Here is a 26,187-nt window from a genome sequence, read left to right on the forward strand (position 1 = left end):
GGGGTATGGAGCCAACAGAAACATCACCGGCGACGTCCAACATCACAGTTCGCCGGGGGGAACCCCTGGTCGTTATCACGGACGTCAATAAGCACTACGGGGACCTGCACGTTCTGAAGAACATCAACGCCACGGTCAACCGTGGCGAGGTGGTTGTGGTCATCGGCCCCAGCGGTTCGGGCAAGTCCACCCTGTGCCGGGCCATCAACCGGCTCGAGACCATCGACGACGGCTCGATCACGATCGACGGCAAGGAACTGCCCGCAGAGGGCAAGGCCCTCGCGCAGTTGCGTGCCGATGTCGGCATGGTTTTCCAGGCGTTCAACCTGTTCGCGCACAAGACCGTTCTCGAGAACGTCACCCTCGGGCCGATCAAGGTGCGCGGCATGAGCAAGGCCGACGCCGAGAAGAAGGCCATGGCCCTACTCGAGCGCGTCGGCGTGGCCAACCAAGCCAAGAAGATGCCGTCCCAGCTCTCCGGCGGCCAGCAGCAGCGTGTGGCCATCGCCCGCGCCCTCGCGATGGATCCCAAGCTGATCCTGCTCGACGAGCCCACCAGCGCGCTCGACCCCGAGATGATCAACGAGGTGCTCGAGGTCATGGTTGACCTCGCCAACGAGGGCATGACCATGATCGTGGTCACCCACGAGATGGGCTTCGCCCGCCGCGCCGCCGACCGGGTCATCTTCATGGCCGAGGGCGACATCGTGGAGGAAACCACGCCGGAGAAGTTCTTCACGAACCCCCAAAGCACGAGAGCGAAGGATTTCCTCTCCAAAATACTTGCCCACTAACCGGTCGGCGAGACACACAGCACACAGGAGGAAACCATGAGACGCAACAAGGGTCTAATGATCTCAGCCATCGCCCTCGCCGGAGCGTTCGCGCTGAGCGGATGCACCGATTCCGGCGCCAGCGCCCCGTCCGCGGCACCCGTGGAAGAAGTGACCTTCGATGAGGGCACCACCATGGCCGCCCTCAACGAGGCCGGCGAGATCACCATCGGCACCAAGTTCGACCAGCCGCTGTTCGGCCTCAAGGGCCCGGACGGAAACCCGGTCGGTTTCGACGTGGAAATCGGCAAGCTCATCGCAGCGAAGCTCGGCATTGAGGCGTCGAACATCAAGTGGGTTGAGACTGTCTCCGCCAACCGCGAGCCGTTCATCCAGAACGGCCAGGTCGACCTCGTGGTCGCCACCTACACGATCAACGATGCGCGCAAGGAAGTTGTCTCCTTCGCCGGCCCGTACTACGAAGCCGGTCAGGACCTGCTCGTGCTCGAGGGCAACCCCTCGAAGATCACCGGACCGGAAGACCTCGCGGACAAGAAGGTCTGTACCGTGAGCGGCTCCACCTCGGAGAAGAACATCGCGGCCTACACGACCAACATCATCGCGACCGACACCTACTCCAACTGCCTCGGCCCGCTGCGCAGCGGCGAGGTTGACGCTGTCACCACCGACAACGTGATCCTGGCCGGCCTCGCCGACCAGAACGCCGGTGAGTTCGAAGTTGTGGGCAACCCCTTCACCAAGGAGCCCTACGGCATCGGCCTGGCCAAGGACGACACCGACTTCCGCATGTTCATCAACGACGTGCTCGAAGAGTCCTACGACGACGGCAGCTGGGCCAAGGCCTGGGAAGCCACCGCAGGCTCGGTCCTGGAGACTCCGGAACCCCCGGCGGTCGACCGCTACTAGCGCGTAAGCATGATCTGATCGGGGTGGCCGCACCGGCCGCCCCGATCGGCAGTTTTTCCCGCACAACGCACAAACGACCAGCACGGTCTGGTCCTGAATCCGGTCTCGTACCGACACGAAAGAGGAGGTGAGTCTTGGACGCAGTCATTGAAAACCTGCCGGTCTTTCTGGAAGGCTTCAAGAACACGCTCGGGTTGCTGATTCTCTCCGGGCTCGGAGCACTTGTGCTCGGCGTGCTCGTGGCCGCCCTGCGCATCTCGCCCATCGGGTCGTTTCGGGCATTCGCGACCGTGTACACCGAGTTGGTGCGCAACACGCCGCTGACCCTGGTGCTGTTCTTCTGCGCGTACATCCTGCCGTACCTGCAGTTCTCGCCCGGTTACTTCTATCTCGCGTTGATCGGGCTCACCGTCTACACATCGCCTTTCGTGGCAGAGGCGCTCCGGTCCGGAATCAACGGCGTTCCCGTCGGTCAAGCCGAGGCCGCCCGCAGCGTGGGCCTCACCTTCGGCCAGTCGCTCAGCTACGTGATCATGCCCCAGGCCGTACGGATGGTGATCCCGCCCCTGATCAACGTCTTCATCGCCCTGACGAAGAACACGTCGGTGGCCGGCGCGTTCTTCGTCTTCGAGCTCTTCGGGGCCGGACGCCAGGTCGTCAACGACCGCGGCGACGCTGTGATCGCCATTCTTCTGGCTGTCGCATTCTTCTACCTGATCGTCACCATCACGCTCGGCCAGATCGCCGGCCGGGTGGAAAAGAAAGTGGCGGTGCTGCGATGAGTTCAGTTCTCTACGACGCCCCCGGCCCCAAGGCCCGCGCTCGCTCCAAGGTCATCTCCGTGGTCGGTGTCATCGCCATCCTCGCGTTGCTGGCCTGGCTGATTCTGGCGCTCGGCGCCCCCAAGGCCAGTGCCAACGGTGCCGTGCAGCCCGGGATGTGGGATCCGACCCGGTGGGATGCCCTCCTCGATGTCGAGGTCTGGCGCACCCTCGGGCGCGGTGCGTTGGCGACTCTCACCATGGCCGGTGTAGCAGCGTTCTTCGCGCTGATCCTCGGTGTCGTCTTCTCATTCCTGCGCTCCGCCGACCACGCCGCGATCCGGGTGCCCACGACGATCGTGCTCGAGTTCGTTCGCGGTATGCCCGTGCTGCTGATGATGCTCTTCATCCTCTTGGTGTTCTCCACCGGCTCCTTTTGGGCCGGCGTCGCGGCGCTCTCGGTGTACAACGGCGCGATCATCGGCGAGGCCTTGCGCGCCGGGATCAATTCGTTGCCACGCGGGCAGCGAGAGGCCGGTCTCGCTATCGGACTGACGCCCATCGCCACCCGGTTCCGCATCGAATTCCCCCAGGCGTTCCGTCAGATGCTGCCGATCATCATCGCCCAGCTGGTGGTTCTCCTCAAGGACACCTCGCTGGCCTTCGTGGTCGGTTATGAGGAACTGCTGCGCAGCGGTCTGTACACCATGACCAACTTCTTCGGCCAGCGGTACCAGTTCTCCTTCTTCCTGATCGTGCTCGCCATCTACCTGGCAATGAACCTCTCGCTGTCCTGGCTGGCACGCGTCATCGCTCGACGCTCGGGACCCAAGGCCGGCAAGCTTGTCGATCCGGAGCCTGTGCTCACGCCTCCGGAATCGCTGAGCCCCTTCTCGCGCGCGAACACCCCGTAGTCGCAGATCCCTCTGGTGCCCGTCCGCAGCCTGTGCTGCGGCCGGGCACTAAACTTGGGTCTCGTGTCTGCCCCCACTGAAATAACCGAACCCGTCGTCACCGCGGCCGTCGACGCCGCCCTCGCGGCGATCGAGTCCGCGACTGACTCCGCCGCCCTCAAGGCCGTGCGCTCGGCGCACGTCGGCGAGGCCTCCCCGCTGGCCGCCCTGAACGCCCTCATGCGCAGTGTGCCCGGCGACCAGAAGGCCGCCGCCGGCAAGCTCGTCGGCCAGGCCCGCGCCCGGGTCACCCAGGCGATGAACGCCCGCGAAGCCCAGATCGTCGAGGCCGAGGCCACCGCCCAGCTCGCCGCCGAGACCGTGGACGTCACCGCCGCCGCCTCCACCTGGCGGGCCGGCGCCCGGCACCCGCTCACCCTGCTGCAGGAACGCGTCTCCGACGTGTTCGTGGGCATGGGCTGGGAAGTCGCCGAAGGCCCCGAGCTCGAGAGCGAATGGTTCAACTTCGACGCGCTCAACTTCGACGAGGACCACCCGGCCCGCGCCATGCAGGACACCTTCTTCATCGACCCGCCCGAGGCGCACCTCGTGCTGCGTACCCACACCTCGCCCGTGCAGATGCGCGCGCTGCTCGGCAACGAACCGCCCGTCTACCGCATCTCCCCAGGCCGGGTCTACCGCACCGACGAGCTCGACGCCACGCACACCCCGGTCTTCCACCAGATCGAGGGCATCGCCGTAGACAAGGGCCTCACCATGGCGCACCTGCGCGGCACGCTTGACCACTTCGTCAAGGCCCTCTTCGGCGAGGAGGCCAAGGTGCGCCTGCGCCCCAACTACTTCCCGTTCACCGAGCCGAGCGCCGAGCTCGACCTCTGGCACCCCACCTTCAAGGACGGTGCCCGCTGGATCGAGTGGGGCGGCTGCGGCATGGTCAACGCCAATGTGCTGCGCTCGGCCGGGATCGACCCCGAGGTCTACTCCGGATTCGCGTTCGGCGTGGGCGTCGAACGAGCACTGATGTTCCGCAACGATGTGAAGGATATGCACGACATGGTCGAAGGCGACGTTCGGTTCAGCCAGCAGTACGGGATGACCGTCTGATGCGCGTTCCCCTGAGCTGGCTCGGCGAATTCGTCGACCTCACCCCCGGCACCACCCCCGAAGACGTCCACGCGGCGCTCGTGAGCGTGGGCCTGGAGGAAGAAGAGATCCACCGCTTCGAGCTGACTGGACCCATCGTGGTCGGCCAGGTTCTCGAGTTCGTCGGTGAAGAGCAGACCAACGGCAAGACCATCAACTGGTGCCAGGTTCGCGTGGCAGCGGATGGCGAACTCGCCGCCGACGGCGGCCCGGCCATCCACGGCATCGTCTGCGGTGCGCACAACTTCGTCGTCGGCGACAAGGTCGTCGTGACCCTGCCCGGCGCTGTGCTGCCCGGCCCGTTCCCGATCGCGCCCCGCAAGACCTACGGCCACGTGTCCGACGGCATGATCGCGTCGGCCCGGGAGCTCGGCCTCGGCGACGAGCACGCCGGCATCCTGGTGCTCGGCGACCTCGGTCTCGACCCTGAAATCGGCACGGATGCGATCAACCTGCTGGGCCTGGACGACTCCGCCGTCGAGATTAACGTCACCCCCGATCGCGGCTACGCGTTCTCCATCCGCGGCGTGGCCCGCGAATACTCGCACGCCACCGGCGCGACCTTCCGCGACCCGGCCCTCGCAGTCACCGCGACCGCCTCCACCGAGGTCTTCCCGGTCTCGATCGACGATGCGGCGCCCATCCGCAATCGTGTCGGCGCGAGCGTCTTCGTCACCCGCGTGGTGCGCGGCGTCGACCCCAGCCGGCCGACTCCGGCCTGGCTGATCGCCCGGCTCAAGCTGGCCGGCATTCGTTCGATCTCGCTGATCGTGGACATCACCAACTACGTGATGATCGAACTCGGCCAGCCGATCCACGGCTACGACCTCGACAAGCTCACCGGCGGACTCGTCGTGCGCCGCGCGCAGCCGGGCGAGAAGCTCGTCACCCTCGACGACGTCACCCGCACCCTCAACACCGAAGACCTGCTGATCACCGACGGATCGGGCCCCATCGGCCTGGCCGGCGTGATGGGCGGGGCGACCACCGAGATCGGCTCCGGAACCACCAATGTGCTGATCGAGGCCGCGAACTTCGACCCGGTGTCGATCGCGCGCACCGCCCGCCGGCACAAGCTGCCCAGCGAGGCCTCGCGCCGCTTCGAACGCGGCGTCGACCCCGAGGTCGCCGCCGTCGCGGCCGCCCGGGTGGTGCAGTTGCTCGTGGAGCTCGCCGGGGGAGTGGCCGACGGACTCGGCTCGCTGCACGACGCGACCCCGGAGCGCGCCGCCATCGACCTGCCCACCGGTTTCGTCTCCGGCCTCATCGGCCTGGAGTACACACGTGAGGAGGTGCGCACCTCGCTGGCCGAGATCGGCGCCTCGATGACCGAGACCGCGACCGGCCTGGCCGTGATCGCGCCGAGCTGGCGCCCGGACCTGACCGACAAGTGGACCCTCGCCGAGGAAGTCGCCCGCATCGTCGGCTACGACCGCATCCCCTCGGTGCTGCCCGTCGCCCCGCCCGGCCGTGGCCTCACCCGCACCCAGCAGCTCAAGCGCTCGGTCGCCACCGTGCTCGCCGCCACCGGCCACACCGAGGTGCTGGCCTACCCGTTCGTCGCCGAGAAGGCCAACAACCTCTTCGGTGACCCGGTAAGCACGACCGTGCCGCAGATCAAGGTGGCCAACCCGCTCGACGGTGAGGCGCCCTTCATGCGCACCTCGATGCTGCCCGGCCTGCTGCAGATCGCCCACCGCAACCTGTCCCGCGGCCTCACCGACCTGGCCATCTTCGAGCTCGGCTCGGTCTTCCGCCCCGTCGCGGGCGTCGGCTACGGCAGCGCCGTGGTGCCGCCGGCCGCCGTGCGCCCCAGCATTGAGGTCGAGGCCCAGCTGAACGCCGGCATCCCGCCGCAGCCGTTCACCGCCGGCATCGTGCTGCTCGGCAACACCGTGCGCCACCAGCCCGGCCAGGCGCCCATCGCCGCATCCTGGCAGGACGCCCTCACGGCTGTGAAACAGATCGGCCTGGCCGTCGGCCTGCCGATCCAGGTTCGTCAGGGCACCCACAAGGCCATGCACCCCGGCCGCACCGCCGAGCTCTTCGTGAGCACGGATGCGGGCGAGCGCTCGGTCGGCTACGCGGGTGAACTGCTGCCCGCGGTGGCCAAGGACGCCGACCTGCCCGCCGTGGTCGCGGTCGTCGAACTCGACCTGTCCGCCGTGTTCGCCCAGGTGACCGGGGAACTGCAGGCCACCGTGATCGGCACCAAGCCCGCCGCCACCCAGGACCTCTCGCTCGTCGTCGACGCCCATGTCGCCGCCGGCGCCGTGCTGGACGCCGTGCGCGAGGGCAGCGGAGACCTGTTGGAGAGCATCGAACTGGTCGACGACTACCGCGGAACCGGCATCGAGCCGGGCCAGAAGTCGCTCACCTTCGCCCTGCGCTTCCGCGCACCCGACCGCACCCTCACCGCGGCCGAGGCCAGCGACGCCAAGCTCGCCGGTGTGCAGCTCGCCGCCGCCCGCCACGGAGCGCACCTGCGCGAGTAACGGCAGCAGCGCGTGAACGGCCCCGTTCCGGCCCGTCGTCCCGCCTGGCGGGCCGGCTCGCCGGCTGCGGGGCCGTTTTCGCGATTCTGGCGGGCGCGAGCAGCCGGGTAAGTTTGATCTATGGTCTTTTCGGTAGCGGTAGCCGGCGCAAGCGGGTATGCGGGCGGTGAGCTGCTGCGTCTGCTGGCCGCTCACCCCGATTTCGAGGTGCGCACGGTCACCGCGCACAGCAACTCCGGCCAGCGCCTGGTCGACGTGCAACCGCACCTGCGCTCCCTCTCCCACCTCGTGCTGGGCGACACGGATGCCACGGCCCTGTCCGGTCACGACGTCGTCTTCCTCGCCCTGCCGCACGGCGCCTCCGGCGCCCTGACCGCCGAGCTGCCCGCCAGCACCCTCGTGGTGGACTGCGGAGCGGACCACCGGCTGGAGAGCGAGGCCGACTGGGCGGCGTTCTACGGCGGCGACTACTTCGGCGCCTGGGCCTACGGGGTGCCCGAACTTCCCGTCGACGGCGGCCGCCAGCGCGACCGCCTGGTAGGAGCCCGGCGGATCGCCGCGCCCGGCTGCAACGCCAGCACCGTGGCCCTCGCCCTGGCCCCGGGCATCCTGGCCGGCGTGATCGAGGCCACCGACATCGTGGCCGTGCTCGCCGTGGGTCCCTCCGGCGCCGGCAAGAGCCTCAAGGTGCCCAACCTGGCCGCCGAGATCCTCGGCTCCGCCAACCCCTACGCCGTCGGCGGCACCCACCGGCACATCCCCGAGATCCAGCAGAGCCTGCGCTGGGCCGGCGCCGTCGCCCCCACGGTGTCGTTCACACCGGTGATCGTGCCGATGTCGCGCGGCATCCTGGCTACCTCGACCGCCCGGCTCGTGCCGGGAACCAGCGCTGCTGCCGTGCGCGCGGCCTGGGAGTCGGCGTATGCCGACGAGCCGTTCGTGCACCTGCTGCCGAGCGGCCAGTTCCCGCGCACCGCAGACGTGCTCGGCGCCAATACCGCCCTGATCGGCCTCGCGATCGACGAGGCCGCCGGCCGGGTGATCACGGTCACCGCCGTCGACAACCTGGTCAAGGGCACCGCCGGCGCCGCCATCCAATCCGCCAACATTGCCCTGGGGCTGCCGGAAACCCGCGGCCTCAGCACGAATGGAGTTGCCCCGTGAGCGTCACAGCCCCCGCCGGATTCGCCGCCGCCGGCGTCACCGCCGGCCTCAAGAAGTCCGGTGGCCTCGACCTGGCCATCGTGTCGAACCTTGGCCCGCTCGCCAACGCCGCCACGGTGTTCACCAGCAACCGCTGCAAGGCCAACCCGATCATCTGGAGCCAGCAGGTCATGCGCGACGGCCGGGTCAGCGCGATCGTGCTGAACTCCGGCGGCGCCAACTGCTACACCGGCACCATCGGATTCCAGACCACGCACGCCACCGCCGAGGCCGTGGCCGACCAGCTGCAGGTCTCAGCCGGTGACGTGCTCGTCTGCTCCACCGGCCTGATCGGCGAACAGCTCGACCTGGGCAAGCTCACCGCCGGGGTGCTCGACGCCGGTCTCGCCCTCCGCGACACTGCCGCCTCGTCCTCCGCCGACGCTGGTCTCGCCGCCGCCCAGGCGATCATGACCACCGACACCCGGCCCAAGCAGGCCACCCGGGTCTCCCCGGCCGGCTGGACCATCGGCGGCATGGCCAAGGGCGCGGGCATGCTCGCCCCCGGCCTGGCCACCATGCTCGTCGTGATCACCACCGACGCCGTTCTCACCTCGGCGCAACTGGATGCGGCGCTCCGCGAAGCCACCCGGGTCACCTTCGACCGGCTCGACTCCGACGGCTGCATGTCCACCAACGACACGGTGAGCCTGCTCGCCTCCGGCGCCAGCGGCGTCGACGCCGACCCGGCCGAGTTCGCCGCGGCGCTCACCGAGCTCTGCCGCGACCTCACCCTGCAGCTGCAGGGTGACGCCGAGGGCGCCTCGCACGACGTGGCCATCACCGTGCGCAACTCCGCGTCGGAGACCGAGGCCGTCACGGTGGCCCGCGCGGTCTCCCGCAGCAACCTGTTCAAGGCCGCGATCTACGGCAACGACCCCAACTGGGGCCGGGTGCTCGCCGCGGTGGGCACCATCCCCGAAGCGGATGCGGCGTTCGACCCCTACGGCATCGACGTGGCCATCAACGGCATCCAGGTGTGCACGGCCGGCGAGCCCGACCAGCCGCGCGAACTCGTGGACCTCGCCCCCCGGGCCGTCTCCGTGGTCATCGACCTGCACGCGGGCACCGCCGGCGCCACTATCTGGACCAACGACCTCACCCACGACTACGTCGAAGAGAACAGCGCGTACTCGAGCTGATGAGCCCCGACCTGCCCACCCCCTCCGCCGCACCGGTCCCGCCGGTGCCCACCCTCGACGACATCGACAACACGCCGGCCGAGGCCAAGGTCAAGGCCGCCACGCTCATCGAGGCGCTGCCCTGGCTCAAGAAGTTCCACGACCAGATCATCGTGGTCAAGTTCGGCGGCAACGCCATGGTCAGCGAGGAACTGCAGCGCGCGTTCGCCGAGGACATGGTCTACCTGCGCTACGCGGGCATCCGCCCGGTCGTCGTGCACGGCGGCGGCCCGCAGATCTCGGCGATGCTCGCCCGGCTCGGTATCGAGAGCGAGTTCCGCGGTGGCTACCGGGTGACCACCCCCGAGGCCATGGACGTGGTGCGCATGGTGCTCACCGGCCAGATCAACCGCGACCTGGTCAGCCACATCAACGCGCACGGCCCGTTGGCCGCCGGCCTCAGCGGCGAAGACGCCGGCCTGTTCCGCGGCCGCCGCCGCGGTGTTGTCATCGACGGCGAAGAGGTCGACCTCGGCCTGGTCGGCGACGTCATCGGCGTGGACCCCGAGGCCGTGCACGCGCAGTTGAACGCCGGCCGCATCCCGGTCGTCTCCTCCATCGCGCCCGACACCGACCAGCCCGGCCAGTCCCTCAACGTGAACGCGGATGCCGCGGCCGCCGCCCTCGCCGTGTCGCTGAACGCGGCCAAGCTCGTGATCCTCACCGACGTGGCCGGGCTCTACAGCGACTGGCCCAACCGTGACTCCCTCGTGTCGGTCATCGACGTCGATGCCCTCCGCGGCCTGCTTCCCGATCTCGAATCGGGCATGATCCCCAAGATGACGGCCTGCCTGGACGCCGTCGAGGGTGGCGTCGCGAAAGCGGCGATCATCGACGGGCGAGTGCCGCACTCGATCCTCGTCGAGATCTTCACCGGCAGCGGTATCGGTACAGAGGTGGTTCCCGCATGACCTGGCACGAACGTTACGACTCGGCGATGATGAAGACCCTGGCGCCCCCGCTGGCCGTGCTGGTGCGCGGCGAGGGCTGCTACGTCTGGGACGAGCACGGCATGAAATACCTCGACTTCCTGGCCGGCATCGCGGTCAACTCGCTCGGCCACGCGCATCCGGAGATGGTCGCCGCCGCGCAGAGCCAGATCGGCACGCTCGCGCACATCTCCAACTACTTCGCGTCGCCGTCGCAGATCGAACTGGCCGAGCGCCTCAAGCGCCTCACCGGTGCGGGCGACGCGGGCCGGGTGTACTTCTGCAACTCCGGCGCCGAGGCCAACGAGGCGGCGTTCAAACTCGCCCGGCTCAACACCGCCGGCGGACGCCGCAGCCGCATCCTTGCGCTGCACGACTCCTTCCACGGCCGCACCATGGGCGCCCTCGCGCTCACCGGCAAGCCGCTGATGCGGGCACCGTTCCAGCCCGTCCCCGGCGGTGTGGAACACATCGACACCACCATCGAGGCGCTCGAGCGCGAACTCGACGACACCGTGGCCGCCCTGTTCCTCGAACCCGTCAAGGGTGAGGCCGGCGTCATCGACCTGCCCGACGGCTACCTGGCCCGGGCCCGCGAACTGTGCACCCAGCACGGCGTGCTGCTGATCATCGACGAGGTGCAGACCGGAGCCGGCCGCACGGGCAAATGGTTCGCCTACGAGCACGCCAATGTGCTGCCGGATGCCGTGACGCTCGCCAAGGGCATCGGCGGGGGAGTGCCCATCGGGGCGCTGGTCACCTTCGGCGACACCAGCGACCTGTTCCTCCGCGGCCAACACGGTTCCACCTTCGGCGGCAACCCGTTCGTGACCGCCACGGCCAACGCCGTGCTGGGCGTCATCGAGCGCGACGACCTCGTCGGCAACGCCCGCCGCCGCGGTGAGCAGATCCGGGAGATCATCGCCCGCATCGACTCGCCGCTCATCACCGAGGTGCGCGGCCGCGGGCTGCTGCTGGGCATCGGCCTGGCCGAACCGGTGGCGCTCAAGCTGGCCGCCGCGGCCCTCGCCGAAGGCCTCATCGTGAACGCCGCGAACGAATCCAGCATCCGGATGGCGCCCCCACTGATCGTGGGCGATGCCGAGCTGGCCGATTTCGATGACCGGTTCCGGGCTGCCCTGGCGGTCGTGACCAGTTCAGGGCTCGTCTCCACCAGCAGATAAGGTGGAGGAATCCCGCACGACACCGAAGAATCCAGCGAAAGTGACCCCGTGACCCGCCATTTCCTGCGCGACGACGACATCTCACCGGCCGAACAGGCCGAGATCCTCGATCTGGCCCTGGAACTGAAGCGAGACCGATTCGCGGTCCAGCCCCTGGCCGGACCGAAAACCGTCGCCGTGATCTTCGACAAGTCCTCCACCCGCACCCGCGTCTCGTTCGCGGTCGGCATCGCCGACCTCGGCGGCAGCCCGCTGATCATCAGCACCGCGAGCAGCCAGCTGGGCGGCAAGGAAACCGCCGCGGACACGGCCCGGGTGCTCGAACGCCAGGTCGCCGCCATCGTGTGGCGCACCTACGGTCAGGCCGGACTCGAGGAAATGGCGCTGGGCACCACGGTTCCCGTCGTCAACGCGCTCTCCGACGATTTTCACCCCTGCCAGCTGCTCGCCGACCTGCTCACCATCCGTGAGCACCGCGGCGACCTCGCCGGACAGACCCTCACCTTCCTCGGCGACGGCGCCTGCAACATGGCGCAGTCCTACCTGCTCGCCGGCGCGACGGCGGGCATGCACGTGCGCATCGCCTCGCCGGCCGGGTACACGCCCGCCGCGCAGGTTGTCGCCGACGCCGAAGCCATCGCCGCGCAGACCGGTGGCTCCGTGACCCTGTACACCGACCCGGCCGAGGCCGTGACCGGCGTCGACGTGGTCATCACCGACACCTGGGTGTCGATGGGCAAGGAAGAAGAGAAGGCCACCCGGCTCGGCTCGCTCGGCGGCTACCGTGTCGACGCCGACCTGATGGGCCTGGCCAAGGCCGACGCGCACTTCATGCACTGCCTGCCCGCCGACCGCGGCTACGAAGTGACCGCGGACGTCATCGACGGCCCGCAGAGCATCATCTGGGATGAGGCGGAAAACCGCCTGCACGCGCAGAAGGCACTGCTGGTCTGGCTGCTCGCGCGCAACGCACGATAACCGCAGCACCCACACGCACCACCAATAAACTTGAATCACGAACACTTTATGAAGGAGAACCATGGCTGAGCGGGTTGTACTGGCATATTCGGGTGGCCTCGACACCTCGGTAGGCATCGGTTGGCTGAAGGACGCCACCGGCAAGGAGGTCGTGGCCCTGGCCGTCGACGTCGGACAAGAGGGCGAGGACATGGATGTCATCCGTCAGCGCGCGCTTGACTGCGGCGCGGTGGAATCCATCGTCATCGACGCCAAGGACGAGTTCGCCAACGACTACATCGTTCCGGCACTCAAGGCCAACGCGCTGTACCAGAAGCGTTACCCGCTGGTCTCCGCGATCAGCCGCCCGCTGATCGCCAAGCACCTCGCCGCCACCGCCCGCGCCCTCGGCGCAGACAGCGTCGCGCACGGCTGCACCGGCAAGGGCAACGACCAGGTGCGCTTCGAAGCCGCCGTCACGGCGCTGGCCCCCGAGCTCACCTCCCTCGCCCCGGTGCGCGACTTCGCCCTCACCCGCGACAAAGCCATCGAATACGCCGCGGTGCACAACCTGCCGATCGCGCAGTCGAAGAAGAGCCCGTACTCCATCGACCAGAACGTCTGGGGTCGCGCCGTCGAGACCGGATTCCTCGAAGACCCGTGGAACGCTCCGATCGAGGACCTCTACACCTACACGCAGGACCCGTCGATCCCGCGCGAAGCCACCGAGATCATCATCACCTTCGACCAGGGCGTGCCCGTGGCCGTGGACGGCAAGCCGGTCACCCCGCTCGAGGCCGTTGTGCTGCTGAACAAGCTCGCCGGCGACCAGGGTGTCGGCCGCATCGACATCGTCGAGGACCGCCTCGTGGGCATCAAGAGCCGCGAGGTCTACGAGTCCCCGGCCGGTATCGCCCTGATCACCGCGCACGAAGAGCTCGAGAACGTCACCGTCGAGCGCGACGTCGCCCGCTACAAGCGCGGCGTCGAAGCCAAGTGGAGCGAACTGGTCTACGACGGCCTCTGGTTCTCCGGCCTGAAGAAGTCGCTGGACGCCTTCATCGAGGACACCCAGAAGTACGTCTCCGGCGATATCCGCCTCAAGCTGCACGCCGGCACCGCCGTCGTCACCGGCCGGCAGAGCAAGCAGAGCCTGTACGACTTCGACCTGGCCACCTACGACACGGGCGACTCCTTCGACCAGTCCATGGCTAAGGGCTTCATCGAACTGTGGAGCCTGCCCAGCAAGATCGCGGCTCGCCGCGACCAGGCCGCGAAGTAGGTCACGGTATGACCGGCGACAAGAGTGTGAACCGTGCGGGCGAGGCGGGCGCCCTGTGGGGCGGCCGCTTCGCCGGCGGACCGTCGCCGGAACTGGCGCGCCTGAGCAAATCAACCCATTTCGACTGGCAGCTGGCCGGGTACGACATCCGCGGGTCGCGCGCCCACGCACGTGCCCTGGCCGCCGCCGGCTACCTCACCGAGGATGAACTGGCCGGCATGCTCGCCGGCCTGGACACCCTCGATGAGGCCGTCACCGACGGGCTGTTCCAGCCGGCCGCGACCGACGAAGACGTGCACTCGGCGCTCGAGCGCGGGCTCATCGACATCGTCGGCACCGAGCTCGGCGGCAAGCTCCGCGCCGGCCGCAGCCGCAACGACCAGGTGGCCACCCTGGTGCGGATGCTGCTGCGCGACCACGCCGCCGTCATCGCGCGGCTCCTGGTGGACCTCATCGACGCCCTCGCGGCGCAGGCCGAGGCCAACGAGACCGCGATCATGCCCGGCCGCACCCACCTGCAGCACGCCCAGCCGGTGCTGCTGGCACACCACCTCTTCGCGCACTGCTGGCCGCTGGTGCGCGACCTGGACCGCTTCGCCGACTGGAACAAGCGGTCCGACTTCTCGCCGTACGGTTCCGGCGCCCTCGCCGGCAACACCCTGGGCCTGGACGCCGGCATGATCGCCACCGAGCTGGGCTTCGGCGCCGTCGTGGAGAACTCCATCGACGGCACCGCCAGCCGCGACCTCGTGGCTGAATTCGCCTACATCACGGCGCAGATCGGCATCGACCTGTCCCGCCTGGCCGAGGAGATCATTCTCTGGAACACCCGCGAGTTCGGGTTCGTCACCCTCGACGACTCCTACTCCACGGGCTCGTCGATCATGCCGCAGAAGAAGAACCCCGACATCGCCGAGCTCGCGCGCGGCAAGTCCGGGCGCCTGATCGGCAACCTCACCGGGCTGCTCACCACCCTCAAGGGGCTCCCGTTGGCGTACAACCGCGACCTGCAGGAAGACAAGGAACCGGTCTTCGACTCGATCGAAACCCTCGAGATCCTGCTGCCGGCGTTCACAGGCATGATCGCCACCATCACCTTCCACACCGACCGAATGGCCGAACTGGCGCCGCAGGGCTTCTCGCTCGCCACGGATGTCGCGGAGTGGCTGGTCAAACGGCATGTCAGTTTCCGGGACGCGCACGAGATCACCGGCACCCTGGTGAAGGTGGCCGAGGCCCGGGGCCTCGACCTGCACGAGATCGACGACGCCGGTCTCGCTGAGATCTCCCCGCACCTGGTCCCCGAGGTACGCGAGGTGCTCACCATCCAGGGGTCCGTCACCCGGCGCGACGGCCAGGCCGGAACCGCCCCAGTGCGGGTGGCCGAACAGCGCGCGGCCCTCGTGGCCCGCGTGCACTCGCTGGCCACCGCCCTCGAGCGCTGAGAACCGCGCCCTCACCCGAAGTCAGCGGATGACCGTCGACCGTGACCTGTTCACCCAGGACGCGGTCGGCGTCGCCCCGCTGCTGCTCGGCGGGCTGCTGCGCCACGGCAGCACCCTGCTGCGGATCACCGAGGTGGAGGCCTACCTCGCCGACAGCGACCCGGGCTCGCACGCCTTCCGGCGCCGCACCGCTCGCAACGCCACCATGTTCGGCGCACCCGGGCACCTCTACGCGTATTTCAGTTACGGCATGCACGTCTGCGCGAACATCGTCTGCTCACCGGAGGGGGAGGCATCCGCCGTTCTGTTGCGGGCCGGCGAGATCGTGGCGGGAGCGGCCGACGCCCGCACCCGGCGCGGCCCCACGGTGACCGACCGGGACCTGGCCCGCGGGCCGGCGCGGCTGACCCGGGCCCTCGGCATCCGTCTCGACCAGGACGGCGCCGACCTCTTCGCCGAGCCGTTCGAGCTCACCCTGCCCGAGGCGCCGGTCGTGGCACGTACGGGGCCACGCACGGGCGTGGCCGGGGCCGGCGGCGGAACTGAGTACTCCTGGCGGTTCTGGATCCCGGACGAGCCGACCGTCTCGGCCTACCGCCGGCATGCCCGCCTGAGCCTGGAAGCCGCGACTCGGGACTCCGCTATTTAAGTTGCACACAACACAATCGTGCAAAACTCTGCTACGGTGGGGGTCATGGCCACCCCGCAGATCCTTCCGCCCGAGCAGCAGATCTGCTTTGCGCTGTACTCGGCGTCGCGGTCGCTCACCGGCCGTTACCGCACCCTGCTCGCGCCGCTGGGCATCACCTACCCGCAGTACCTCGTCATGCTGGTGCTCTGGGAGTCCGGCACCAGCACGGTCAGTCGGCTGGGGGAGCGCCTGGAACTGGACTCCGGCACCCTGTCCCCGCTGCTGAAGCGGCTCGAGGCCCTCGGTCTGGTCGTGCGCGGGCGTTCCGAGCGCGACGAGCGGGTCGTCGAGGTGGCCCTCACCCCCGCCGGCGATGCGATGCGCAGCCAGGCGCCGCACATCACCGAGCAGATCTGCGCGGCCACCGGACTTCCGGAGGCCGAACTCATGGAACTGCAGGGCCAGATTGCGGCCCTCGCCCAGCGCGTCCGCGCGCTCACCTGAACCTTCCCGTCCCGGCCAGCCCGTCTGGCCAGTCCCACCACAACAGAACGGAATTACCTATGCCCACTCGTACCGCGCGCACCGGCTGGACCGGAACCCTCGAAGCCGGAGAGGGCCAGGTCGAGCTGACCAGCTCAGGACTCGGCACCTACGACGTCTCGTTCCCCAAGCGCAGCGCCGACAGCGCGAACGGCTTCACGAGCCCCGAAGAGCTGCTCGCCGCCGCGCACTCCGCCTGCTACTCCATGCAGCTCTCCGCAGAGCTGGCGGCAGCCGGCGACATCACCATCGAGGCCCTCGACGTGGCAGCCGACGTCACCCTGGGCGCCGACCCGGCGGGCGGCTTCCGCCTCACCGGCATCCACCTCACCGTTCGCGGCGAGGTCACCGGTATGGACAGCGAGACCTTCCTCGCCGCCGCGAACGCCGCCAAGCTGAACTGCCCGGTCAGCAAGGCGCTCACCGGCGTCGACATCACGCTGGATGCGGCGCTCGAAGCGTAGGCATTCGCACAGCACACGGCCCGGCCGGCAGGATCATCCTGCCGACCGGGCTGTCTTTGTGCGGGTGCCGGTTTGGGACCGGCAGGGATCAGACCTGGGCGAGGCTGACCAGAATGGCGCAGGCACATGCCCAGATGAGGCTCGCGAAGGTGCCGATGATGAACCGTTCCCGGGCCTCGGACGAGGCGAGCTCGGTGAACCGACCGACACCCTTGATGGCCACGACCACGGCGAGGGCCTCGGGGAAGCCGGCCAGGATGGCGCCGGCCACGGCGAGCCGCTCGAGGACACCGATCGTGAGGCCGCCGCGCAGCACCTCGTGCACCGGGGCCGGGGGAGTCGCCGCGGCGGAGGCCTCGGTGTCGGCGGCGGCCGGGGCCGGCGCATCCGTGCCCACCAGGATGCCGCCGTGGCTGCCCGGGGCCACCGAGTTCTTCGTGGCCAACTGCAGGGCGAGCACCGCGGCCGGGCCGCCGCCGATGACGGCGAGAAGCAGTCCGGCGAGGCCGATGACCACGCCGAACGCCACCGGTGCGGCGCCCACGGGAATGGCGGCCAGTAGGAGCGCGGCAGCCAGGGCTGCCGCGGAGGCGATGGCAAAGGGCTGCTTGCCAAGCCGGAAGGCGAGAATCGCCAGGATCAGCGACGCCATGGTCACCAGAAGCAGCAGCACCCAGTAGAGGTAGAGCACGACGGAGAAGGAGTCCAGGATGTTCATGCGGTCGATTCCTATTCGCTGGTGTCGCGGTCGAGGTTCTGTAGCAGCCTAACGAGTGCCGGATGCGCGGCGCGCTCGACCTTCCACTGGGCGCTCTTGACGCGCTGGCTGACCGCGGCGGTGGAGATGCCGAGCTCGCGGGCAATGGCGGTCTGCGCCAGACCGCTCTCGAGCAGGTCCACGGCCTCCCACCCCTCGGCGGTGCGGCGCTGGCGTAGCAGGAGCAGCATCGACACGAGCGCCTCCACCTCCGCGGTGGTCGACGTGTCGGGGGAGTCCCCGTCGGCCTGGGCTGTCGGGCCGGAGGGAGTGGCATCGGCTGTTGCGACCGCCGGGGTCTCCAGTGCGAACCGTGCCTCGGAGCGCTTGGCCCGGGTGACCGCTGCCCGCGCCGCGATGAATGCGTCGCCCGTCGCCTGCCGGGTGGTGGCGGGGAGCGGGGTGCGGATCCGGCCGATACCCACGCCGATGCTCCAGAACCCGGTGCGGTGCAGGTCGAGCAGCACGGTGAAGGCGTCCGCGGCGATGGGAACGAGCAGCTGGATCTCGTCGCCGGAGGTCTGATCGGGCGGCAGCGTGAAGGCCGCCGCGTGCCGGCCCACGAGCTCGGCGATCATCTCGGTGGCGCGGTCCCGGTCGTGGCGGCTGTCGATTTGATCTGCGGTAATCACAAACATGGGTTAAGTCTCCGTCCTAAATGGAGCTTAATCAAGGTTCAGGGATTAATCCAGTCCAATTCAGCCTCACGGCTTGATTCCGCCCTGATGTTCCTGGCGTCGCCACGCGGGAGAGCACAGCCGCGCTGGTAATCTGGCTTCGTGTCAGACCCCAGCATCCTTGCCCAGCAAGCCAACGATCCCACCTTCGACGACGTCTGGGAGGAAATCACCTGGCGCGGCCTCGTGCAGGTCTCCACCGACCAGGAGGCCCTGCGCACTCTGCTCACCGGGGCACCGATCACCTACTACTGCGGATTCGACCCCACCGCGGCGAGTCTGCACCTGGGTAACCTCGTGCAGCTGCTGCTCATGCGCCGGCTGCAGCTCGCCGGGCACCACCCGCTCGGCCTCGTCGGCGGATCCACCGGACTCATCGGCGACCCGCGGCCCACTGCCGAGCGCACGCTGAACACCCCTGAGGTCGTCAACGAGTGGGTCGGTTACCTGCAGGCGCAGGTCACCCGGTTCCTCAGTGCCGAGGGCGACAACGCCGTGACCCTCGTGAACAACCTGGACTGGACGGCGCCGCTGTCCGCCATCGACTTCCTGCGCGACATCGGCAAGTACTACCGGGTGGGCACCATGCTCAAGAAGGATGCCGTGAGCGCCCGGCTCAACTCCGACGCGGGCATCAGCTACACCGAGTTCAGCTACCAGGTGCTGCAGGGGATGGACTTCCTCGAGCTGTACCGCAGCTACGGCTGCGTGTTGCAAACCGGGGGGAGTGACCAGTGGGGCAACCTGACTAGCGGCACCGACCTCATCCACCGTGCCGAGGGTACGAGCGTGCACGCCATTGGCACCCCGCTGATCACCAACACCGACGGCACCAAGTTCGGCAAGAGCGAGGGCAACGCGGTCTGGCTGGACCCGGCTCTCACGAGCCCCTACGCCATGTACCAGTTCTGGCTCAACACCGACGACGCCGACGTGATCGACCGGCTCAAGGTCTTCACGTTCCTCAGCCGCGCCCAGATCGAGGCGCTCGCGGAGGCGGTGGCCACCGAACCGTTCAAGCGCGAGGCGCAGCGCACGCTGGCTTTCGAGGTCACGAGTCTTGTGCACGGGGTGACCGCAACGGATGCCGCCATCCAGGCCACCCAGGCCCTGTTCGGTCAGGGTGAGCTCGCCGATCTCGACCCGGCGACCCTTGAAGCGGCGCTGCGGGCGCTGCCCAACACCACGACCTTGCCGAACGCACAGGTGATGCAGCTGCTGGTGGACACCGGACTCACTAAGAGTCTCGGCGAAGCGCGCCGGGCCATTGGCCAGGGCGGCGTCTACCTCAACAACGTCAAGGTGACGGATGAGGCGGCCACGGTCGAGGGGTCCGTTCTCGCCGGGGGAGTGGCTGTGCTCCGACGCGGCAAGAAGACCCTCGCCGGCGTTTTTGTCGAGTAGTCCCGGGGCCCGAGCCGCTATGTGACCGGGAGGTTACGCGGGCATTGCGGGTGGATGTCGATTTGCGACACGCCCGGGATGCTCCCGGGATTGCGGGGCTCTGGGAACCCGCGTAATGTCATCTCTTGTCACCCCACAGGTGCGGAAAGCCGAAGAGCTTCCCGGCCTCAAGCGGGACCACTTCCAAGTAACGGCAGCGAATTCATTCGAACTACCGTGCTTGATGGCGTTTGATTCACTCCAATTCTGGAGTAGATCGTAACGACACGAAAATAGAATTACATCGAAGTGCCTCAGTGCAAAGGTCAATATGGCCGGCGGCTGGGTGCGTCCGATCCTTGAGAACTCAACAGCGTGCACAATGTCAAATGCCAAAAACCTCGTGGTTTGGATCCGTTTCTAGCGGTGAAGGGCCAAGAGATTCCTTTGGAAAACATTTAAACAACAAAGCAAGTCAGTAATGATTTGTTCTGTCAGTTTCAAACTTGCTGATTGTTCGCCTATTCCGGTGGCTTTCAGCACTAGATGTGCCCATCACTTCGGTGGTGAGGCTATTAAACATTTACGGAGAGTTTGATCCTGGCTCAGGACGAACGCTGGCGGCGTGCTTAACACATGCAAGTCGAACGGTGAAGAGGAGCTTGCTCCTTGGATCAGTGGCGAACGGGTGAGTAACACGTGAGTAACCTGCCCCAAACTCTGGGATAAGCACTGGAAACGGTGTCTAATACCGGATACGAGCTTCAGCCGCATGGCTAGGAGTTGGAAAGAATTTCGGTTTGGGATGGACTCGCGGCCTATCAGCTAGTTGGTGAGGTAATGGCTCACCAAGGCGACGACGGGTAGCCGGCCTGAGAGGGTGACCGGCCACACTGGGACTGAGACACGGCCCAGACTCCTACGGGAGGCAGCAGTGGGGAATATTGCACAATGGGCGCAAGCCTGATGCAGCAACGCCGCGTGAGGGACGACGGCCTTCGGGTTGTAAACCTCTTTTAGTAGGGAAGAAGCGAAAGTGACGGTACCTGCAGAAAAAGCACCGGCTAACTACGTGCCAGCAGCCGCGGTAATACGTAGGGTGCAAGCGTTGTCCGGAATTATTGGGCGTAAAGAGCTCGTAGGCGGTTTGTCGCGTCTGCTGTGAAAACCCGAGGCTCAACCTCGGGCCTGCAGTGGGTACGGGCAGACTAGAGTGCGGTAGGGGAGATTGGAATTCCTGGTGTAGCGGTGGAATGCGCAGATATCAGGAGGAACACCAATGGCGAAGGCAGATCTCTGGGCCGTAACTGACGCTGAGGAGCGAAAGCATGGGGAGCGAACAGGATTAGATACCCTGGTAGTCCATGCCGTAAACGTTGGGAACTAGATGTGGGGACCATTCCACGGTCTCCGTGTCGCAGCTAACGCATTAAGTTCCCCGCCTGGGGAGTACGGCCGCAAGGCTAAAACTCAAAGGAATTGACGGGGGCCCGCACAAGCGGCGGAGCATGCGGATTAATTCGATGCAACGCGAAGAACCTTACCAAGGCTTGACATATAGAGGAAACGTCTGGAAACAGTCGCCCCGCAAGGTCTCTATACAGGTGGTGCATGGTTGTCGTCAGCTCGTGTCGTGAGATGTTGGGTTAAGTCCCGCAACGAGCGCAACCCTCGTCCTATGTTGCCAGCACGTAATGGTGGGAACTCATGGGATACTGCCGGGGTCAACTCGGAGGAAGGTGGGGATGACGTCAAATCATCATGCCCCTTATGTCTTGGGCTTCACGCATGCTACAATGGCCGGTACAAAGGGCTGCAATACCGCAAGGTGGAGCGAATCCCAAAAAGCCGGTCTCAGTTCGGATTGAGGTCTGCAACTCGACCTCATGAAGTCGGAGTCGCTAGTAATCGCAGATCAGCAACGCTGCGGTGAATACGTTCCCGGGCCTTGTACACACCGCCCGTCAAGTCATGAAAGTCGGTAACACCCGAAGCCAGTGGCCAAACCCGCAAGGGATGGAGCTGTCGAAGGTGGGATCGGTGATTAGGACTAAGTCGTAACAAGGTAGCCGTACCGGAAGGTGCGGCTGGATCACCTCCTTTCTAAGGAGCACAGCACCTCTCCTCTGTATACAGGGAGATTCAAGGTGCCAAGTCATACGAAGACGAATGTTCTTCGATGGCGCTCATGGGTGGAACATTGACATTGATGTGGAACTGATCCAGTTCCGGTAAGTACGCTCCTTCGGGGGTTGGAAAACCGGGTCTGAGGAACGAACACATATGCACGCTGTTGGGTCCTGAGGGACCGGAACACGAGTCACTTCGGTGGGTCGTGAACTTTTCCTCTGGACCTTTTTCGGTCAGCAGTCGAGCTTTCGTAAGAGAGCCGCTGGTCGTAAGGGGTACCGCCCGTACTTTGAGAACTACACAGTGGACGCGAGCATCTTAAATTTGAACCCTTCGGGGTCAAATTACAAAGATCAACACACTTTTCGAAGTGTGTGATCATTGGTCAATTTCGGTCACGAACTTTGTTCGTGACACTTAATCGATTCAAACTCATGTGATTTCAAATTTCTAAGAGCAAACGGTGAATGCCTTGGCATGTAGAGCCGAAGAAGGACGTAGTAATCTGCGATAAGCCTCGGGGAGTTGATAAACGAACTGTGATCCGAGGATGTCCGAATGGGGAAACCCCGCCAGGCCCGCAAGGTGACCTGGTGACTCCCGCCTGAATATATAGGGCGGGTAGAGGGAACGTGGGGAAGTGAAACATCTCAGTACCCACAGGAAGAGAAAACAATAGTGATTCCGTTAGTAGTGGCGAGCGAACCCGGAAGAGGCTAAACCGATCATGTGTGATAGCCGGCAGGCGTTGCATGGTCGGGGTTGCGGGACTTTTCTGCTGCTTCTGCCGAACAGTGAGGGTTAGAACGTTGTATAGACGAACAGGATTGAAAGCCTGGTCATAGAGGGTGCGAACCCCGTAGTCGAAATGCAGCAATCGCCCGAAGAGTATCCCAAGTAGCACGGGGCCCGAGAAATCCCGTGTGAATCTGTCAGGACCACCTGATAAGCCTAAATACTCCTACATGACCGATAGTGAACAAGTACCGTGAGGGAAAGGTGAAAAGTACCCCGGGAGGGGAGTGAAATAGTACCTGAAACCGTTTGCTTACAAACCGTTGGAGCACCCTTTGTTGGTGTGACAGCGTGCCTTTTGAAGAATGAGCCTGCGAGTTAGTGATATGTGGCGAGCTTAACCCGAGAGGGGAATGCGTAGCGAAAGCGAGTCTGAATAGGGCGATTCAGTCGCATGTCCTAGACCCGAAGCGAAGTGATCTATCCATGGCCAGGTTGAAGCGACGGTAAGACGTCGTGGAGGACCGAACCCACTTCAGTTGAAAATGGAGGGGATGAGCTGTGGATAGGGGTGAAAGGCCAATCAAACTTCGTGATAGCTGGTTCTCTCCGAAATGCATTTAGGTGCAGCGTTGCGTGTTTCTTGCCGGAGGTAGAGCTACTGGATAGCCGATGGGCCCTAAAAGGTTACTGACGTTAGCCAAACTCCGAATGCCGGTAAGTGAGAGCGCAGCAGTGAGACGGTGGGGGATAAGCTTCATCGTCGAGAGGGAAACAACCCAGACCACCATCTAAGGTCCCAAAGCGCGTGCTAAGTGGGAAAGGATGTGGAGTTGCATAGACAACCAGGAGGTTGGCTTAGAAGCAGCCACCCTTGAAAGAGTGCGTAATAGCTCACTGGTCAAGTGATTCCGCGCCGACAATGTAACGGGGCTCAAGCACGCCACCGAAGTTGTGGCATTGATATTTTTGGTAAGCCGCACCCTTGTGGTGTTGGTTCAGCCGTGTTGATGGGTAGGAGAGCGTCGTGTGGCCAGCGAAGCGGCGGTGTAAACCAGCCGTGGAGGCTACACGAGTGAGAATGCAGGCATGAGTAGCGAAAGACGGGTGAGAAACCCGTCCTCCGAAAGATCAAGGTTTCCAGGGCCAGGCTAATCCGCCCTGGGTAAGTCGGGACCTAAGGCGAGGCCGACAGGCGTAGTCGATGGACAACGGGTTTATATTCCCGTACTGATGAAAAACCGTCCAAGCTAATCCAGTAATGCTAAGCATCTGAATCCTCTAGATGGATCCCTTCGGGGTGAAGCGTGAGGCCTAGCGTGCGACCCTATGCTGGTGCGGTTAGCGTATTAACAGGTGTGACGCAGGAAGGTAGCTGAGCCGGGCGATGGTTGTCCCGGTCTAAGGATGTAGGCCGAGAGATAGGCAAATCCGTCTCTCATATAAGGCTGAGACCCGATGGGTAGCCCGTAAGGGTGAAATCAGTGATCCTATGCTGCCAAGAAAAGCATCGACGCGAGGTTTTAGTCACCCGTACCCCAAACCGACTCAGGTGATCAGGTAGAGAATACTAAGGAGATCGAGAGAATCGTGGTTAAGGAACTCGGCAAAATGCCCCCGTAACTTCGGGAGAAGGGGGGCCTGAGGCGTGAAGGGATTTACTCCTGGAGCGTTCGAAGGCCGCAGAGACCAGTGGGAAGCGACTGTTTACTAAAAACACAGGTCCGTGCCAAGTCGCAAGACGATGTATACGGACTGACGCCTGCCCGGTGCTGGAAGGTTAAGAGGAACGGTTAGCCGTAAGGCGAAGCTGAGAATTTAAGCCCCAGTAAACGGCGGTGGTAACTATAACCATCCTAAGGTAGCGAAATTCCTTGTCGGGTAAGTTCCGACCTGCACGAATGGCGTAACGACTTCCCAGCTGTCTCAACCGCGAACTCGGCGAAATTGCATTACGAGTAAAGATGCTCGTTACGCGCAGCAGGACGGAAAGACCCCGTGACCTTTACTACAGCTTGGTATTGGTGTTCGGTGTGGCTTGTGTAGGATAGGTGGGAGACTTTGAAGCTTGGACGCTAGTTCAGGTGGAGTCATCGTTGAAATACCACTCTGGTCATATTGGATACCTAACTTCGAACCGTGATCCGGTTCAGGGACAGTGCCTGGTGGGTAGTTTAACTGGGGCGGTTGCCTCCTAAAAAGTAACGGAGGCGCCCAAAGGTTCCCTCAACCTGGTTGGCAATCAGGTGTCGAGTGTAAGTGCACAAGGGAGCTTGACTGTGAGACTGACAAGTCGAGCAGGGACGAAAGTCGGGACTAGTGATCCGGCAGTGGCTTGTGGAAGCGCTGTCGCTCAACGGATAAAAGGTACCTCGGGGATAACAGGCTGATCTTGCCCAAGAGTCCATATCGACGGCATGGTTTGGCACCTCGATGTCGGCTCGTCGCATCCTGGGGCTGGAGTAGGTCCCAAGGGTTGGGCTGTTCGCCCATTAAAGCGGTACGCGAGCTGGGTTTAGAACGTCGTGAGACAGTTCGGTCCCTATCCGCTGCGCGCGCAGGAAATTTGAGAAGATCTATCCCTAGTACGAGAGGACCGGGATGGACGAACCTCTGGTGTGTCAGTTGTTCCGCCAGGAGCACCGCTGATTAGCTACGTTCGGAACGGATAACCGCTGAAAGCATCTAAGCGGGAAGCCGGCTTCGAGATGAGATTTCCATCCCTTAGGGGGAGAGGCTCGCAGCTAGACTACTGCGTTGATAGGCCGGATGTGGAAGAGAGGACTAAAGACTCTTGGAGCTGACCGGTACTAATAAGCCGATAATTTGATAACACTCAGTTTGAATAAGCTGCTATGCGTCCACTATGTGGTTCTCGATGTACGGTCGAGAACAAACACACTCCACCAGGAGTGTTCTATAACTAAAAATATAGATTCGATTCACCATCACCAGGTGTTTCGGCGGCTATAGCAAGAGGGAAACGCCCGGTCACATTCCGAACCCGGAAGCTAAGACTCTTTGCGCCGATGGTACTGCAGGGGGGACCCTGTGGGAGAGTAGGACACCGCCGGACTTAACTTAGAAACACACACAATGGCCACCCCACGCGGGGTGGCCATTTTGCGTTTAACCCCACACCGTTCCCCCCCACACCGTTCCCCTCCGCGACATTCCCCTCCGCGACCGTGTCCCGGATTCCGCACCCCACGTCGGTCGAGCCTGTCGAGACCCCGCGACCCGACCTCCGAACCGCACCACACCCGTCCCGGACCCAGGTCTCGACAAGCTCGACCACCGAGGCGGGTGCGTCCCACAGACATCCGCGACCGTGTCCCGGATTCCGCACCATACGTCGGTCGAGCCTGTCGAGACCCCGCGAGCCGACCTCCGAACCGCACCACACCCGTCCCGGACCCGGGTCTCGACAAGCTCGACCAGCGATCGTATGCGTCCCGTAGGTCGAGTCACCGGGTCTCGACAAGCTCGACCACCGAGGCGGGTGCGTCCCGTAGGTCGAGTCACCAGGTCTCGACAAGCTCGACCAACGATCGGATGCGTTCCACAGACATCCGCGACCTGGTCCGGATGCCGCACCACACGGTGGTCGAGCCTGTCGAGACCCCGCGAGCCGACCTTAGAACCGCACCACACCCGTCCCGTCACCCGGGTC

The 26,187-nt window shown here is 65.2% G+C and carries 19 protein-coding genes and 3 rRNA genes; 20 read left to right on the plus strand and 2 right to left on the minus strand.

Annotation, left to right across the window (positions count from 1 at the left end; all coding sequences use genetic code 11):
- Positions 1-5 precede the first annotated feature (5 nt).
- The 16 genes from PA27867_RS05935 (at position 6) to PA27867_RS06010 (ending at position 16,832) form a co-directional block, all read left to right on the plus strand.
- Complete coding sequence (locus PA27867_RS05935; RefSeq protein WP_066594399.1) at positions 6-794, plus strand: amino acid ABC transporter ATP-binding protein; 789 nt, start codon at positions 6-8, stop codon at positions 792-794.
- A 36-nt stretch (positions 795-830) separates the two neighbouring features.
- Positions 831-1,700, plus strand: coding sequence for a glutamate ABC transporter substrate-binding protein (locus PA27867_RS05940; RefSeq protein WP_066594400.1), 870 nt, complete (start codon positions 831-833; stop codon positions 1,698-1,700).
- Between the two features lie 134 nt (positions 1,701-1,834).
- Positions 1,835-2,482 carry an amino acid ABC transporter permease gene (locus tag PA27867_RS05945; RefSeq protein ID WP_066594401.1) on the plus strand — a complete coding sequence of 216 codons (648 nt, stop codon included), beginning with the start codon at positions 1,835-1,837 and terminating at the stop codon, positions 2,480-2,482.
- Complete coding sequence (locus PA27867_RS05950) at positions 2,479-3,375, plus strand: amino acid ABC transporter permease (protein ID WP_066594402.1); 897 nt, start codon at positions 2,479-2,481, stop codon at positions 3,373-3,375. The genes PA27867_RS05945 and PA27867_RS05950 overlap by 4 nt, the downstream gene beginning before the upstream one ends.
- 63 nt (positions 3,376-3,438) lie before the next feature.
- Positions 3,439-4,479 carry a phenylalanine--tRNA ligase subunit alpha gene (pheS, locus tag PA27867_RS05955; RefSeq protein ID WP_066594404.1) on the plus strand — a complete coding sequence of 347 codons (1,041 nt, stop codon included), beginning with the start codon at positions 3,439-3,441 and terminating at the stop codon, positions 4,477-4,479.
- Positions 4,479-7,013, plus strand: coding sequence for a phenylalanine--tRNA ligase subunit beta (gene pheT / locus PA27867_RS05960; RefSeq protein ID WP_066594406.1), 2,535 nt, complete (start codon positions 4,479-4,481; stop codon positions 7,011-7,013). Before pheS ends, pheT begins: the two co-directional genes overlap by 1 nt.
- 120 nt (positions 7,014-7,133) lie before the next feature.
- A complete protein-coding gene (argC, locus tag PA27867_RS05965; protein WP_066594408.1) occupies positions 7,134-8,177 on the plus strand; it encodes an N-acetyl-gamma-glutamyl-phosphate reductase in 1,044 nt (347 codons plus the stop codon).
- A complete protein-coding gene (gene argJ / locus PA27867_RS05970) occupies positions 8,174-9,358 on the plus strand; it encodes a bifunctional glutamate N-acetyltransferase/amino-acid acetyltransferase ArgJ (RefSeq protein ID WP_066594410.1) in 1,185 nt (394 codons plus the stop codon). Before argC ends, argJ begins: the two co-directional genes overlap by 4 nt.
- Positions 9,358-10,308: an acetylglutamate kinase gene (argB, locus tag PA27867_RS05975; RefSeq protein WP_084020758.1), complete on the plus strand. Its 951-nt coding sequence runs from the start codon at positions 9,358-9,360 to the stop codon at positions 10,306-10,308. Before argJ ends, argB begins: the two co-directional genes overlap by 1 nt.
- Entirely contained in the window at positions 10,305-11,510 is a 1,206-nt protein-coding gene (locus PA27867_RS05980) for an acetylornithine transaminase (protein ID WP_066594416.1), read from the plus strand. The genes argB and PA27867_RS05980 overlap by 4 nt, the downstream gene beginning before the upstream one ends.
- A 48-nt stretch (positions 11,511-11,558) precedes the next feature.
- A complete protein-coding gene (argF, locus tag PA27867_RS05985) occupies positions 11,559-12,488 on the plus strand; it encodes an ornithine carbamoyltransferase (RefSeq protein WP_066594418.1) in 930 nt (309 codons plus the stop codon).
- A gap of 61 nt (positions 12,489-12,549) precedes the next feature.
- The gene (locus tag PA27867_RS05990; RefSeq protein WP_066594420.1) at positions 12,550-13,749 is read left to right on the plus strand and encodes an argininosuccinate synthase; all 1,200 of its coding nucleotides are present in this window, start codon (positions 12,550-12,552) and stop codon (positions 13,747-13,749) included.
- A gap of 8 nt (positions 13,750-13,757) precedes the next feature.
- The gene (gene argH / locus PA27867_RS05995) at positions 13,758-15,194 is read left to right on the plus strand and encodes an argininosuccinate lyase (RefSeq protein ID WP_066594422.1); all 1,437 of its coding nucleotides are present in this window, start codon (positions 13,758-13,760) and stop codon (positions 15,192-15,194) included.
- A 28-nt stretch (positions 15,195-15,222) separates the two neighbouring features.
- A complete protein-coding gene (locus PA27867_RS06000; protein WP_066594423.1) occupies positions 15,223-15,843 on the plus strand; it encodes a DNA-3-methyladenine glycosylase in 621 nt (206 codons plus the stop codon).
- A gap of 45 nt (positions 15,844-15,888) precedes the next feature.
- The gene (locus PA27867_RS06005; RefSeq protein ID WP_066594424.1) at positions 15,889-16,329 is read left to right on the plus strand and encodes a MarR family winged helix-turn-helix transcriptional regulator; all 441 of its coding nucleotides are present in this window, start codon (positions 15,889-15,891) and stop codon (positions 16,327-16,329) included.
- A 59-nt stretch (positions 16,330-16,388) separates the two neighbouring features.
- Complete coding sequence (locus tag PA27867_RS06010; protein ID WP_066594425.1) at positions 16,389-16,832, plus strand: OsmC family peroxiredoxin; 444 nt, start codon at positions 16,389-16,391, stop codon at positions 16,830-16,832.
- Between the two features lie 88 nt (positions 16,833-16,920).
- Here PA27867_RS06010 and PA27867_RS06015 read toward each other — a convergent pair whose 3' ends face one another.
- Both PA27867_RS06015 and PA27867_RS06020 read right to left on the minus strand, forming a co-directional pair.
- Complete coding sequence (locus tag PA27867_RS06015) at positions 16,921-17,550, minus strand: hypothetical protein (protein WP_066594427.1); 630 nt, start codon at positions 17,548-17,550, stop codon at positions 16,921-16,923.
- An 11-nt stretch (positions 17,551-17,561) separates the two neighbouring features.
- Positions 17,562-18,227 carry a hypothetical protein gene (locus PA27867_RS06020; RefSeq protein WP_066594434.1) on the minus strand — a complete coding sequence of 222 codons (666 nt, stop codon included), beginning with the start codon at positions 18,225-18,227 and terminating at the stop codon, positions 17,562-17,564.
- A 141-nt stretch (positions 18,228-18,368) separates the two neighbouring features.
- On the opposite strand from PA27867_RS06020, the gene tyrS reads away from it, so the two are divergent.
- The 4 genes from tyrS (at position 18,369) to rrf (ending at position 25,590) form a co-directional block, all read left to right on the plus strand.
- Positions 18,369-19,670 carry a tyrosine--tRNA ligase gene (tyrS, locus tag PA27867_RS06025; protein WP_066594436.1) on the plus strand — a complete coding sequence of 434 codons (1,302 nt, stop codon included), beginning with the start codon at positions 18,369-18,371 and terminating at the stop codon, positions 19,668-19,670.
- Positions 19,671-20,231: 561 nt separating this feature from the next.
- Positions 20,232-21,752, plus strand: a 16S ribosomal RNA gene (locus PA27867_RS06030).
- 467 nt (positions 21,753-22,219) lie between these two features.
- A 23S ribosomal RNA gene (locus PA27867_RS06035) occupies positions 22,220-25,348 on the plus strand.
- 125 nt (positions 25,349-25,473) lie between these two features.
- Positions 25,474-25,590 (plus strand): 5S ribosomal RNA (rrf, locus tag PA27867_RS06040).
- Together the 16S, 23S and 5S rRNA genes form the textbook arrangement of a ribosomal RNA operon.
- Positions 25,591-26,187 lie beyond the last annotated feature (597 nt).

It is taken from the genome of Cryobacterium arcticum (assembly GCF_001679725.1).
Lineage (GTDB): Bacteria > Actinomycetota > Actinomycetes > Actinomycetales > Microbacteriaceae > Cryobacterium > Cryobacterium arcticum_A.